Source organism: Fibrobacter sp. UWP2 (assembly GCF_900141705.1).
Classification (GTDB): Bacteria; Fibrobacterota; Fibrobacteria; order Fibrobacterales; family Fibrobacteraceae; genus Fibrobacter.
The window spans coordinates 57,687-72,008 of sequence record NZ_FQYM01000011.1 but is presented as its reverse complement, the minus strand read 5'-3'; the positions used below and the strand labels follow the sequence as shown (position 1 = coordinate 72,008).

General features: G+C 53.7%; 10 protein-coding genes and 1 tRNA gene. 6 read left to right on the top strand and 5 right to left on the bottom strand.

What is annotated here, in order from left to right:
• The first annotated feature begins 42 nt into the window (after positions 1–42).
• Both pelA and BUB55_RS07225 read left to right on the top strand, forming a co-directional pair.
• The gene (gene pelA / locus BUB55_RS07235; protein ID WP_143152956.1) at positions 43–1,461 is read left to right on the top strand and encodes a pectate lyase; all 1,419 of its coding nucleotides are present in this window, start codon (positions 43–45) and stop codon (positions 1,459–1,461) included.
• Positions 1,461–3,575, top strand: a complete 2,115-nt coding sequence (locus BUB55_RS07225; RefSeq protein ID WP_073189523.1) for a pectinesterase family protein — start codon at positions 1,461–1,463, stop codon at positions 3,573–3,575. The genes pelA and BUB55_RS07225 overlap by 1 nt, the downstream gene beginning before the upstream one ends.
• Here the strand turns inward: BUB55_RS07225 and BUB55_RS07220 are convergent, their stop codons facing one another.
• The gene (locus BUB55_RS07220; protein WP_073189521.1) at positions 3,576–4,430 is read right to left on the bottom strand and encodes a prepilin peptidase; all 855 of its coding nucleotides are present in this window, start codon (positions 4,428–4,430) and stop codon (positions 3,576–3,578) included. It abuts the gene before it with no gap.
• 137 nt (positions 4,431–4,567) lie between these two features.
• On the opposite strand from BUB55_RS07220, the gene BUB55_RS07215 reads away from it, so the two are divergent.
• From BUB55_RS07215 to BUB55_RS07200, 4 genes are all read left to right on the top strand, one after another.
• On the top strand, positions 4,568–9,925 hold the full coding sequence (locus tag BUB55_RS07215; protein ID WP_073189519.1) for a carboxypeptidase-like regulatory domain-containing protein: 5,358 nt from the start codon (positions 4,568–4,570) through the stop codon (positions 9,923–9,925).
• A complete protein-coding gene (locus BUB55_RS07210; protein ID WP_073189517.1) occupies positions 9,925–10,374 on the top strand; it encodes a DUF6941 family protein in 450 nt (149 codons plus the stop codon). The genes BUB55_RS07215 and BUB55_RS07210 overlap by 1 nt, the downstream gene beginning before the upstream one ends.
• On the top strand, positions 10,355–10,906 hold the full coding sequence (locus BUB55_RS07205; protein WP_073189515.1) for a hypothetical protein: 552 nt from the start codon (positions 10,355–10,357) through the stop codon (positions 10,904–10,906). Before BUB55_RS07210 ends, BUB55_RS07205 begins: the two co-directional genes overlap by 20 nt.
• 57 nt (positions 10,907–10,963) lie before the next feature.
• Positions 10,964–11,037, top strand: a tRNA-Val gene (locus BUB55_RS07200).
• Positions 11,038–11,166: 129 nt separating this feature from the next.
• Here the strand turns inward: BUB55_RS07200 and BUB55_RS07195 are convergent.
• From BUB55_RS07195 to BUB55_RS07180, 4 genes are all read right to left on the bottom strand, one after another.
• Positions 11,167–11,469 carry an HU family DNA-binding protein gene (locus BUB55_RS07195; RefSeq protein WP_073189514.1) on the bottom strand — a complete coding sequence of 101 codons (303 nt, stop codon included), beginning with the start codon at positions 11,467–11,469 and terminating at the stop codon, positions 11,167–11,169.
• A gap of 106 nt (positions 11,470–11,575) precedes the next feature.
• Positions 11,576–12,703: an AI-2E family transporter gene (locus tag BUB55_RS07190; protein ID WP_073189512.1), complete on the bottom strand. Its 1,128-nt coding sequence runs from the start codon at positions 12,701–12,703 to the stop codon at positions 11,576–11,578.
• Positions 12,696–13,607, bottom strand: coding sequence for a helix-turn-helix domain-containing protein (locus tag BUB55_RS07185; protein WP_073189510.1), 912 nt, complete (start codon positions 13,605–13,607; stop codon positions 12,696–12,698). Before BUB55_RS07185 ends, BUB55_RS07190 begins: the two co-directional genes overlap by 8 nt.
• Positions 13,594–14,322 carry a hypothetical protein gene (locus tag BUB55_RS07180; RefSeq protein WP_073189509.1) on the bottom strand — a complete coding sequence of 243 codons (729 nt, stop codon included), beginning with the start codon at positions 14,320–14,322 and terminating at the stop codon, positions 13,594–13,596. Before BUB55_RS07180 ends, BUB55_RS07185 begins: the two co-directional genes overlap by 14 nt.

The following is a 14,322-nucleotide window of genomic DNA, read 5'->3' as shown; positions in this document are numbered from 1 at the left end:
GGGCTTAAAGAATATATTTTAGGCATACAAAAGGAGTGATATATGGGATTAATTGGTTTGGCAGTCCCCGTTTTAGCGGGTGCAACAGTGGCCTTGGCGGCAACATACTCACCGCCCTCCACAGCAGTATCGAAAATCAACAACTACCGCGGCTACTCGGAACTTACGAAGGCGGCCGAGGGCATGGATATCGACCAGTACACCTACAATATGACCACGTGGCAGATCAGCAACGGCGGTTTCTACAAGGCGATGGCCGACAAGTACAAGAGCGCCTATTCCAGCGGGCAAAAGTCAGAATGGCGCGCCAAGGACGGCGGCGACCTCGCGACCATCGACAACAACGCGACCATCCAGGAAATGCGCCTGCTGGCCATCCGGTACAAGGAAACGACTAACTCGAACTACAAGGCGGCCTTCAAGACGAGTTTCAACAAGGCCGTGAATTTTTTGCTTACGATGCAGCGCTCCAAAGGCGGGCTTCCGCAGGTGTGGCCCAAGCGCGGCAACTACAGCGACCAGATTACGCTCAACGACAACGCCATGATACGCGCCATGGTGACCATGATGGATATCGCGAACAAGACATCGCCCTTCGATAGCGACATCATCGACGACGCGACCCGGAGCAAAATGAAGGCTTCACTCGAGAAAGCGGTGGACTTTTTAATCAAGGCTCAGATCGTGAACAACGGAGCCCCTACGGTGTGGTGCGCCCAGCACGATACCAGCAGCATGAAACCCGTCGGGGCGCGTGCCTACGAGCTTGCCAGTAAGTCTGGAAGTGAATCGGCGGGCGCCGTGTGGTTTTTGATGGTCTGGCCCGACCAAAACGCCAGCGTGCAAGCGTCTATCAAAGGGGCCCTTGCCTGGTACAAGAAGAACAAGGTGAGTGACCTTAAGTTCAGCAAAGGGAACTTCGTGGAATCCCAGGGCGCCTCCATGTGGTACCGTTTTTACGAAGTGAACAACGACAACTACTTCTTCTGCGACCGCGAAGGCGAGAGCACCAAGACCCAAGACATCATGAAGATTTCCGAGGAACGCCGCACAGGCTACCAGTGGGCTGGCGACTATGGCAGCGCCCTCTTGAGCGCAGAATCGGCCTACCTCTCGGCCATCGCCGCCATAGGCATCTCTTCCAGCAGCAGTAGCAGCACCCCAGCGTCGAGCAGTTCTGTTCCGCAATCGTCGAGCAGCGATGTTCCCTCCTTCTCAAGTTCAAGCGACATCGAGTCCAGCTCGAGCGGCACCACCGCATTTGCCGCAGTCCCCGACCTGCAAGGGGGCTGCGCCCTAGTGAACCTCCGCGTATTCAGCATTAACGGTCAGCTGGTCAAAAACGTGCAAGTTTTGAGCTCCAACGTCTCTACCCAAGTGAAACAACTTCCGCAAGGCACATACCTGGTCGAAACCCGCATGGGCAACGACTTCCATAAAAAACTGCAGGTGGTACGATAATGAAAATTGAAAATCGCATTCCCTCTTTTGTTCACGGTGCCCTCTGCCTGGGCGTCGCAAGCCTCTTGGCCACAAACGCATTCGCCATCAACAAAAAGAAGTTCGACTTCGTGGTGGGCGTCAACGGAGACTTCAAGGCTGCCATGAATGCAGCCAAGTCGGCCTCCACAAGCGAGTCGAACCACTTCATCATCTTTTTCCCCGATGGGAATTACGACATCGGTAGCCTCACCGGCGACGAGAACCAGATGACCACGTTCCCCACCTCCAACGTGTCGATTGTGGGGCAAAGCGCCGACAAGACGGTTCTCTTCAACAAGTCCATCAACGAGGGTATTAGTGTCACGGCCACCCTCAAGATTAGTGCAAACAACGTGTACATGCAAGACATTACGCTCTACAACAAGGCGAACTACGGCAACGAAGACAACTGCGGGTCGGCCTGCCGCCACGACGCACTGATGACCGTGGGCGACAAGCTGGTGTACAAGAACGTGAAGCTCTTGAGCACGCAGGATACCTACTACACCAAGTTGAATGGCGGCAAGGGTCGTTCCTATTGGGAAGGCGGCCAGATCGAGGGCACTGTAGACTTTATTTGCGGTGACGGCGACGTGTTCTTCGAAGGCACCAACCTGGTGATGCGCCGCAAGGGCGGCTACATTACGGCTTCCCAGAACAACACCAACTGGGGATACGTATTCAACAACACTACCATCACGGTCACCAACAGCAGCTTCAACAAAACCTTCTACTTAGGGCGCTCCTGGGGAACGGCCCGCACCGTGTTCCTGAACACCAAGATGGTGGCCCAGCCCATTGCCGAAGGCTGGCAAAAGAACATGAACTCGGCCCCCAAGGTCTTTGGCGAATACAACAGCAAGGACGGCAACGGCAATGCCGTAGACGTGAGCAAGCGCCGCACCTACTTTGACGGCAGCAAAGACGGCTCTACCGCCACCCTCAAAACCGTATGGGACGCCAACGACGCCGCCAAGTACACCCGTTCCAACGTCTTGAGCGGGACCGACTCCTGGGCGCCCGAAAAATTAACTGCGCAGGTAGCCGCCCCCCAGATTTCGCAGAATGGAGCGAACCTCGTGTGGACCGACGACGCCAACGCCCTGTGCTATGTTGTTTTTGTGGACGGCAAGTACAAGACCAACGTGACCGCGAACAGCTTTAGCCTGAGCGGCATTGCCGCAGGTTCCAAGGTGACGGTACGCGCCGCCAACGCCATGGGCGGCCTGGGCGAAAGTTCCAACGCCGTGACCGTGCAAGACGCCAACCTCACCTATTACAGCATCTCGGCGACAGCCTCCGTTGGCGGCATAATTGTGCAGGAACCCGAAGGCGAAAAACTCGCCGAGGGAACCGAGGTGACGTTTACTGCCGTACCGCTGGACGGATGGAAACACAACGGATGGGATGGGGACGCGGCAGCGAGTTCCGCCCTCGTTTGGAAAACTACAGTCACGAAAAACATAACGCTCTCCGCGAGCTTCACGCCAATTGACAAGCTCAACTACGAAGCTGAATCGGGCACGCTCACCAATGCCGTACTCGAAAGCACCAACGCGGGCTTTAGCGGCAGCGGCTACGTGAACTTCGGTGCGGGAGACCCCTCGTCGACCTCCATCCCGGTGTTCGCCGATGCCGAGGGCGAATTTGAATTGACGCTGACCTTTGCCAACGGCTCCAACGCCGCCCGCAGCCTCTCGGTCAAGACCGAAAAAACCGCGGCGCAGGAACTCTCGTTCGAAACGACCGGGGGCTGGACCACATGGCAAACCAAGACCATCAAGGTGACGCTCCCCGAGGGCCTCAGCTACGTGACGGCAACGACCGTGGGGGGCAACGACGGCCCGAACCTCGACAAAATTGCATTGAAGTCCTTGACAAACGACACCTCGACGACCGTGATTGCCGCGAACCCGAATTTCGGGAGCGCAACCATCCCCGGGTACCACGCCTACCTGCTCAACACCAAAGGCCAAGTCGTGCGTGAATCCAGCAGCAAGGCAATCAGCACCCAGGGCCTTGCCCCGGGAGTCTACCTGCTCAAGGCGACAGCCCCCGGCTACCACATGCAAAAGACGATTCGCGTCGAATAGTTACTCGCCTATAACGAACTTGACATAGAGTTCAAAGAGCGTACCGCCCCACAGGTACATGAACGGGGCGGCCACGGCAAGGAACGGGCCAAAGGGAATCTGGCTCGAGCCGTTGCCCTTGTTCGCAGAAATCTTGCCATAAGGCACCATCACAACGATGCCGAGGATTGCGGCGACAATCAGCGTCTCCACGGCCCCCGTGATGCCCATCAAGGCGCCATAGCCGGCCAAAAGCTTCACATCGCCAAATCCCATGGCGTCTTTTTTAAGGATCTTGGTCGCGCCCCAGCCAAGCAGGTAAAGTCCGCCACCGGCGGCTACGGCCCCGAGCAGGCTCTGGAAAGGCGTTATGCCCCCCGGGATAATCGAGAGCAGGAGGCCTGCCACAATGCCGCCCACCGAGATGGAATCGGGAATGAGCTTATATTGGCAGTCCACCGCAATGACCGGGTAGGCGCCGAGCAACAGCCAGAACAGGGCAAAGGCGTTCGCCCACACCTCGGGGGCAAGAACCGGAGCCGAAAACAGCCCGGGAACCACCGACCCGTAACCCACCGCGACAGCCAAAAACAGCGAGAGCGCCCCCAAAAGGCCGCAAAGGCTCTCCCCAATGGGGTAAATGACGCTTATTGGCTGATTGCAGCAGGCGCTTTTGCCACGAAGCCACAGCCACCCCACAATGGGCAGGTTGTAGCGGATGGGGATATGCTTTTTGCACAGCGGGCAGTGGCTCGGCGGGTTAATAAGCGAAATCCCGCGAGGCATACGGTACACAATCACGTTATAGAAGCTCCCGACGCAGGCTCCCAGCGCAAAGAACACGATTAGCCAATACCAAAGGGGGATTTCTTCCATAAAAACCTCAAAAAGTGATACATACGAGAATATATAATGAATAATATAATGTTTGTTTTTCCAAGGAAAAAGATAAATTTAATTCCATAGGGCTCCCAAAAGGCGCCCTGTTATTTGGTGTCAAAAAAGGAATTGAAATGCGCATTAAAACTATTTGTTTATTCCTCGCACTTGCTTTTTGCCTGGCGGCCCTTTCCGGCTGTTCCAGGGAATCCTCCATCAAGGAGAACGTGAGCCTTAGGAACAACCATTCCGTGATATTCGCGTTCAACGAGCCTTTTAAAGACGCCGAGGCTTTCGCCGACTCCATCATCAATCTGGACCACCCCGACTCCGTGCTGGTTTACGACACCTTGACCATCACCGTGGGCGACACCGTCTACCTGATGGGTTTTTTGCGCTTTAACTCCGACAAGATTTACCGCTACGTTTGGCACTTTGAGGAACCTTACAGCAAAGACAACAAGGACACCCTCAAAAAGGATTGCGAATTCTACTTTGGCAATACCGACAAGGGTTGCAACTACGTTACCGAGAACAGCGGCAACGCCAAGCCGCATTTGCGCGTCTATACCGAGCCGGGCGTCTACAGCCCGCTCTTTATTGCCATTGACGGAAACAACGCCCGCGACACCGCCGGTGTGGGGCAGTACGTGCGTGTTATTGACACGCCTCCCTACCTAAACGTTCCCAAGGACACCCTGTGGACTCGCTCCAAGGGTGATATTTCGTTCCCCATTGTAGCCATTGACTCGTTCGGCACCATCAAGAGCCTCAAGGTGGACCTGGACGCCAGCGGCAAAGGCAAAGCCGAATCCTGGAAGTTCCAGAAACTGGGCGGGGATTCCCTACAGTTGACCATCAAGTACGACAAAGAAAAAATCGATTCCATCGGGAACCAAAAGATTTACATCATCGTCGTGGATGACGACAACAACGAAACCCTCGACAGTGTAAACCTGCATTTCAACCAGACTCCAAAACTCAAGATCGTTAGCCCCGAAGACGGCTCCACACAAAACGAACAGGAGCGTTTATTGCTGCACTTCGAAGCGACTGACACCGACAACCCAGCCTCCTTGCGCTATTTTGTACGTGCAGCCAACCCCATCCAGAGCGACACCAGCATCGAGGAGTTCGTGCCGAACTTCACCGACCGCTACCTGATCGCCGAGAACCTCAAGGAACCCTACTTTGTAGCAATCACCGCTGACGGGAAAAACGAGCTTGGGCTCTCGGGTCGAATCTACTGGGACGTTTGGGTTACCGACGGGTTTGACACGGTCTTTGCTGACAAGGTCAAAGACGAAGACGGATCTTCACGCCCGCGCACATTCCTTTTGGTGGACCTCAAGAACCCCTACGGTGTGTTCCGCGGATTCGTACAATACCAAGGTCGTAGCAACCACAACGGCATCCTCATCGAGATCCAGGATTCCGTCAACAAGTACATGGCAGTCACCGACGACAAGGGTTACTTCAGCATAAACGTTCCCTCGGGAAGTTACCGCATGATTGCCTCCGACACCAGCGGCAACGGCTACGCCCCCGAAAGCCTCTCTTACCGCCATATTGAATTGGGCCAGACCATCACCATCAACAGGATTACCCTTAAGGACACCGTGAAACCGGCGATGAGCCTGGACAACGACGAAGATATTGTCCACGAGCGCAGTATCAAAATCGAGGGCAAGGTTCAAGACTTCGGTTCCCAGGTCAAGGAAATTCGAACCTGGTTCGATGGCGAAGAAAAGGAAGTTTCCTTCTTTGGCGGGTACAACAAGGCATTGAACAAATGGACCTGGTTTATGGATTTGGACAGCCTTGAAGAGGGAGACCACACATTCAAGGCGATTGCCCTCGACAGCGCAGGAAACCGATCTGACACATTGCGCTACAACTTCGCCGTGCAGGCAACCTCCATGGAACTGACCGTAAACGGCCAAGTCAAAAGGATGATCAACCAGGATTCCTCATTCACGTTCGAAGTAAAAATAGAGAACGCCAATCCTCCGATTGACTCCATCTACTTTATTACAAACATCGCTGGCGCCGACACCTTCAAAGTCAAGGTCACCGAAAACAAAGCCTCCCTGAAACTCAAAAAGAATCAGCTGCCCGATGCCACGTCCACCGGCGTATTCTACGAGATGGTCGCCGTTTCGCCGTCGGGTCAACGTTCCGAAAAAGTCGGATTCGGATTCTTTGGAAGCGAACCAGTCGTCTATTTTGAAAAGCCTCGAGACAGCATCACGGTTTCTAAAAATGACACTATCGACATTAGCCTAATAGCAATGGCGAACAACACCGACGAAAACGACCCGACCTACACGCTCAAATGGGACTGTGGAGGAGCGACAACCCCCTGCCTTGCCGACAATGAATTGACAGGAACCCTTTCTTGGGCTTCGTCCGGAACCAAAATCGTTCGCGCAAACATCACCAACCAAGACGGCAAGACCGGCAAAGATTCCATTGTCATTTTCGTTGCCGCCGACCCTCCCACTATCAAGGTCAGGACGGACGCCAACGAGCGTCAAAAAATCAACTCTACTGTAGAACTTAAAGTTACAGCCAGCGACAAACTCGGGACTATCACCAAGATTGACTGGGGTTGCAGCAGCGGCACAGGAATATTCGCCTTTGACGAAAACAAAGCGATTGATCCTCCGCAAAAGAATGTAAGCACGTCCGTCAACATAACCCTCCCCGGCACGGCTTCGGAAAATTACCGTTGCATTGTAAAGGCTACCGACGACGACGAGGAATCTGCAACAGATACCATCTCGTTCAAGGTCATTCTCGACAAGCCCTATGTGGGCCTGAACATCAAGCAGCAAACCCTAACCATCAACGACGAAACCGATTTCAAGTTCATGGCAGGCGATACGTTGGGCACAATCGTCAAATACGAAAAGAGTTGCAATCACATCAAAGACTATCTTGACATGGAATGGCAGGTCTTTACCGGCAGCACGACAGTGACCATGCCCTCCACCCCAGGCACCTACTACTGTGCCATCCAGGTCACCGATGATGACGGCAATACCGCCAGCGACACCGCCTCTTACAACGTGTTGCAGGCAAGCCCCTGGGTCACCGTGATGTCCGTCTCGGACGTGACCATCAAGGATATCGTCAATCTCGATGCCGATGCGCACGACTCCACCCAGTACGGGAGCACATTCCTTAACGGGGCGATTGTCAAATACGAATGGGGATGCACCCCCGCGGGAAGCCCGGTGGAGTTTTCACATGTTTCCACCTCAACTCCCGAGTACAGTGTCGAAATGCCCTCGACTGCATACAGCGACTACCTCTGCATTATCCAAGTGACTGATGACGACGGCAACACCGCCCGCGACACAGCCCACATCAACATTATGCTTGACCCTCCGTCGGTCACGGTGGACCGCGAGTCGGCAACCGTCCGCGAAGGTTTCAGCATAATACTTGACGCCACAGCCAGCGACGGCTACGGCGAAATCGTCAAGAAGGAATGGAGCTGCGGTTCGCCCTCCGAAGTCGAATCTAAGTGGAGAGAAGTCAGCGACCTGAACACAACATGGACAGCACCCGCACCTACGCTCAACTTTATGTGCATTGTCCGCGTCACCGACGACGACGGCAATACCGCTCGCGACACCATGTCCATCCAGTTCTCGACAGAGAGCCCCGTCATCACGGTCACCGACGAAATCATATACGTTGTCCCCGGAATGGAATTCGACCTGAACGCCACCAAGAACGACGAAGTTTGGACCGACGATAACGTGAGTTGGTACATGTGGGAATGCTACAATGCCGAAACCAAAACGCTCATCAAGGAAGAATCCAAGTATGGTTACAAAGAAAACGGAAGGCGCTTCTTTAAGCACCAAGACGGAAGCTACACCGAAGCGGGCAAGGACATTTACTGCGTTGTGACCGCAGAGGAATCCAGCACGGGCGCGACCTTCAGCGACACTACGCAAGTGAAGATTATTGTCACTCCGCCTGTCGGCGTCATTTCTGCCGCCGACACCGTATTCCTGTGGAGCGGCGACGAATCTGTCTCTAATGATGCTGTATACTTCTATACCGAAGAATGGGGCGGAATGCACTCGACCATGGGACCGCTCGGCGACTCCACCAACCAGAGTTTCCGCTGGAAATTCACCAACGTCGACGACAGCTACTACGAAGGCCGCAGCGACGGCACCCTTGACACAAGCACCCTCGAATTCAACGAAGCTTTTGTTCGCAGTTCTCGCGAATCGTCCATGTCTATCTGCCTCGATTACCGCGACAGCAACACCACGACCCCGTCTGAAGCCTTCTACCTGCGCCACCGCGCCGAGGAAGTCTGCCGTAAGGTCTATTTCCGCAAAGCATGGAAGAACCTCGCCACAAGCGATACTGTTTTGGAAAAGAGCAAAATGACCACACCGCCAGTGCTCACGACCCTGAACAACAAGCCTGTGGAAGCCTACCTAAAGACCAGCACCACCGTCGCGACAAAATACCTAGAAGGCGACTCCGTCTGGAAAGACCTCAGCACGGCAGCCATCTCGGTAACCGATTCCATTACCAGCCTGCAAATCGCCAATGACGGCAGCAATTTGTACTTGGCGGTCTTGACCTCCGGCAAATCGCTCACAGTCTATAAATCTAACGGCGGCACTTCGGCTTGGGCAACTCTGGGATCGGCGATATCGACAAATGCTCTTTCGGCTGACATTTCCTGTACGGCAAACCAAATGCCCGTCGTCACCTTTGTGGACTCCAACAAAAAACCAAACATTAGTCGTTGGAGCGGATCCGCATGGAACAACCAGAGTGTCCCAACTGTAAAAGCCGGGACAGGAACCATGAAGGTCCGCGAGGCCAGGGCGACCTACATGAGCGACGGCAAGCTCGTGGTGGTCTACGTCGACACCACATCCCATTACCGCGGCTATTACGTGCTGTACAACAGCTCCCTCTCGGTCCAAAAGAAGGACGCCGCCATAGATACAGCCATGAGCGTCATTGACATGGCCTCGGACAACAACAACCTTTACATTGGTTTCTTGAACCGTTCGCTGGACTATTACGGTCCTTGCATCAAGCATGGCACCGTAAGCGGCAGCAGCATCGCCTTCGACAACAGCCACCAGTTCAAGTATCCCATTGCCGAGGGCTTGCTTGCCTACCACGTTAGCGTGGCGGCAAAGTCCGGCAAGCTTTACGCCATGATTGACGACAAGAACAGGGTAAGCCTGGCGCAGACGCACGTGTACCACCTTGACGGTACCCAGTGGAAGATCCACGGCGAAAACGAACTCCCCTACTTCAAGGTGACGTTCTACAACAATAACAACTACTACTTACGCGGGTCTTTGCCCGACATCACCATTTCGAACGACGAAAAAGTCTACATTTCCATGCTGGCCTGGGAAAACGCAGGCGGCAACGATAAATACTTCGGCCCCATTGTTATGAAATATGTGGCTGACAACTGGACGGTACATTAATGAATATCGAAATCGCATCTATCTGTGACGCGGCGACCGCAAACGGCATCGGCGGACGTTTGAACATTCTCGGAGCATTCGACAGGGCTTTCCCTGCGCAATTCCCATTTGTAATCCCGCAGTGTTCGGCGGCTTTCCGCATTCGCTACCAGCGCGCCGAAGCGGGCATGCACAAGCTCAAACTCGTCATCGAGGACATTTGCGGGCACGCCATCGTGCCTCCCATGGAATCGAACATCCCGTTGGAGCCCGTCGCCCCCGGTTTTGACACCGCAGCCGTCAACATGGTACTCAACATGCAACGTCTGCAAATCCAGCGCCCCGACAAATACATGGTCCGTCTCTTTGTCGACGACGAAGAAATCGCGACACTCCCGCTGTACATTCTGGAAGACCCGCGCAACAAGCCGGCCACCCCTCCCGCCTCCAATGAAGAAGTTCCCAACTAAAGAGGCAACTTCAACAAAACGCCTATCCAAATGGTCCCTGGCGCTCGCCACGGGCTTTTCGCTGTTGATTTCGTTGCAGGCATGCAGCGAAATCAACGACAGCTGGGAAGTCAAAGGCGGCGGCTTTATCAAATACAAAATCAACGACTCCGAGGACTACACCATAGAACTCGGGCCGAGGGACGTAGAAATACCGTTCATCCGTAACAGCCACCATTACTTTTTGGTGAGGACGCGTGTGGAGGAAAGCGACCGAGGGGACGCCTTCAACATCATGGTCAACAGACCCGTCCTGGGGGACAACCCGACGGTAGAACAGTATTCCTGGTTCAGTTCCGAAAAATCCGACCATGGCATCATATTTACAGACCAGAGCACTGTCCATTTTGACGAAATGGACAGCGATTCCACCTGGACCGCCAATTTGGACCTCTACGCGCAGGATTGCCGAAGCGGGTTCTGCTCCGACACACTCCCCCGCCTGCACATTACAGGCCGTTTTCGCTACTGGATCCCCGAAGAAGACCGATAATTGCGGCCCACCCCTTGACAAAAAAAGAGCAAGTTTCTACTATTGGGCTACTTTAATGGACGATTAGCTCAGTTGGTTAGAGCGCCACCTTGACATGGTGGAGGTCACAGATTCGAGTTCTGTACCGTCCACTCGAAAAGGTCTTGCAAGTGCAAGGCCTTTTCTTTTTTCTCCATCCTTTTCCAACAGAAGAGTTCCAACGCACAAAAAAAAGGATCGCTTTGCAGCGACCCTTTTTTTAATTCTCTTACAAAGAAGAATTACTTCTTGCCAGCCTTGGCCTTGGCAGCGTCAGCCTTGAGAGCAGCACCGGCCTTGAAGCCGACGGTCTTGGAGGCCTTGATCTTGATGGTGGCACCAGTCTGCGGATTGCGGCCAGTACGGGCAGCGCGAGTCTTCACAGTGAAAGTGCCGAAGCCGATCAACTGGACAACACTGTCCTTCTTGATGCCAGCAGCGATACCGTCGATAACGGCATCAACAGCACGAGCAGCAGCAGCCTTGGAATCAAAGCCAGCTTCCTTGTTGGCGAGAACGGCTTCAATGAGATCTTGTTTATTCATTTTATAGCTCCTTGAGAGGTTAAGATTAAGTATGGTGATATTATACCTTTTTTTTAGCGATGTGGAAAACTTTTTTTGAAAAATTTTTCTTTAAACGCCTATAAAATCAAGCCTCGGGGCGAGGTCCGACCTGACTCCCTCGTGCTTCCTCGGCTCGCTCTTGAAGTTTGCGAATGTACACCAGGCACAGGCAGGTAAAGGGGATGGCAACGAGTAACCCTAAGAATCCCAACAACTTACCCCATATTGAAAGACTCAGCAAAATGCCTACAGGCGGCAAATCCATGGACTTCCCGACGATGTGCGGCACCAAGAAAAAGTCTTGCAAGACCTGCACCACCAGATAGATGGCGGCAATAATCAGCGCAACCTGCCAGTAAGGCATGCCCGTGTTGAGCGAGTAAACCACCGACAAAAGCAAGGCGAGCGGGATCGTCGTAAGCTGCATGTAGGGAATCATGTTGAGCGCACCAGAGAAAAGTCCAAAGGCGACCCCCATAGGCAGTCCCATCACGCCAAAACCGATTGCATACAAAATACCGACCGTCAAAGCGACCAAAGATTGCGCACGGAAATACGTTCCCATGAATTTGTCTGTTTCGGCAGCAAAGGAGCTCGCCTCCTTTTTAAAGCGCTTGGGAATCAAGCTCAACACGCCACGACGAAGCTTGGGCATATCGAGCATGATGAACACGAGGTACATAAAGATAATCGCGGCACCGGAAAACCAGAGCACGATGGTACTTGTATAAGAAAGCACGCCCCAGGCGCCCGGCAATACTTTGGATGCAATGGTCTGCACTTCGTTCCAAAAGTCAAGGCTTTGCATGGCGGCGCCCAGCTGTTCCCACGAGACCATCCCGCGAACAGTCTCGTACAGGTCGCCCGGCATCAGGTTGGCTATGCGAGCGGACCAGTCGGAATCGTTGAACATTTTAGAAATGAGAACCCCGAGGTTCCGCACTTCGCTCACTACCATCGGGATAAAGATGCGAAGCGCCCCCGCCACAATAAGAATCGCAGAAATCAACACAATGAGCACGGCAATAATGCGGTGCTTGACTTTGACCTGCAGCTTGTTGACCAACGGGTCAGCAATATAGGCGAGCAAAAACGCAGCAAAGAACGGGAAGAGCACCCCTTGCAGGTAATCAACCAACAGGAGGGCGATTACGATGCCGAGGGAAATCAAAATAAAATGCATCACCCTATCCAGGGTCCAACGTCTATACATTCTCCCTCCTGTAGTCCAGCGGCTTTTTGCCGTAGATTTTTTTGAAATCACCTTCGAACTGCGACGGGGACTTTTCACCCACCGCAATGGCGATTTCGGCCACCGACTTGTCGGTAGTTTTTAGCAACTTGGCTGCCATCTCCATTTTGGGTTGCAACGGATTTTGTTTTGCCTTGGATGCGCGAACCCAAAAAGTCACAAAGCCCGCAAGCAAAAACACAAGCAAGCCCGCCGCAAAGAACATGCCCTTTTGGAAATCGCGATTTTCGCCCCACATGCGAATGGACTTGAGTTCGATATCGTCGGGGATGCCGCGCAATGTGCTTTCGCCATTGAATACTTCGAACACGGCAGAGTTGTAAAAATACGAGAGGCCGTCATCCTTATCGAGGCCTTGCGCCACCAACCACCATTCCTTGTTCTTGAAATCGACAAGTGACGCTTTGAGTTCGGCAAACGAAGCGCCAACCGGTAGTTGCACCTCCAGGGGGCGGTAGGTCAAATAAGCGCCCGCCCTGGAATACACCGGGTCGTTGGTCATGATGCGGAACGTCACTGTACGCATACGACCGGCCGCCACCACGACGGCAACGGAATCAAACCGGGAGAAATCGAAGTAGCCCGACGGACGATGGTTCAAAGACATCAAATTGAAGCCTATCCCCGCATAGGGGTAGGCCTTCCCACTGCGCACATTAATATGAGCGGCAATACTGGAATCACCCACAGTCAAATCCGAGGTGGAATACCCGCCCGCAGCATTATCGGTAAGCGCGTAAACTTCGTAACCGCCCCCGGGGAACATCGTCAAGGCGGTGTTCCTGAACATCAAGAACACGACGCCCCAAACGCCAAACGCCACTGCGAAGGCGGCAACGCCTATGACTTTACTAATCTTCGACATCGTTTTTTGACTTGTGACGGCGGCCCACGGCTACAATGGTGATTCCCAAGAAGGCGAACAGAACTATACCAAAGTAGAAGTTGCTGACTCCCGTCGCCTTGATTTCAAAGAACTTCAACTGAAACCGCTGACCACGGGGCTGGTTCCAACCCGGGGCAATTTCTAAGCGAGCCACCGTCTCTTGATGGCGCTGTTTGAGTTCGCGGTCAACGTGACCATCGTCGTACCAAAAGTCGGGCGTATAGAGCTGTTCCATCGGGAGCGCCACGCGTTGTCTCCCCTCCTTCAGGGGGACTTCCTTCATCAGCAGGCGAAAAGTCTTGGGCTTGCTGATGTCGGTCACGTCGGGGTCGTACGCCCACACTTTCACAAGAATTTCCTGCGTACCATGGGCTTCAACGTCAAAAACAAGTGTATCGACAAACGTCCAGTTGCGGTAATCCATCGCACTGTCGGGATCCATGTTCCACAAGAGCCCACACCAGGCGAACTTGGATGTGTCTGTGCCCAGCGTGCATTCAAATGAGAGCGAGGAATCCCCTTGCGTCATCTTGGCGACAGACTCGCCACCGTCTGTAGCGTCGTCATACTCAATGACAGTAATTTTTTCCTGTGTCGGGAAAACGCTTTCTTCAAAGAACTTGTCGGGCAAAAGCGAATAAACGATTAAAATGACGGCCGCAACGGCAGCCAATACGGCGTATGTCTTTCTCAT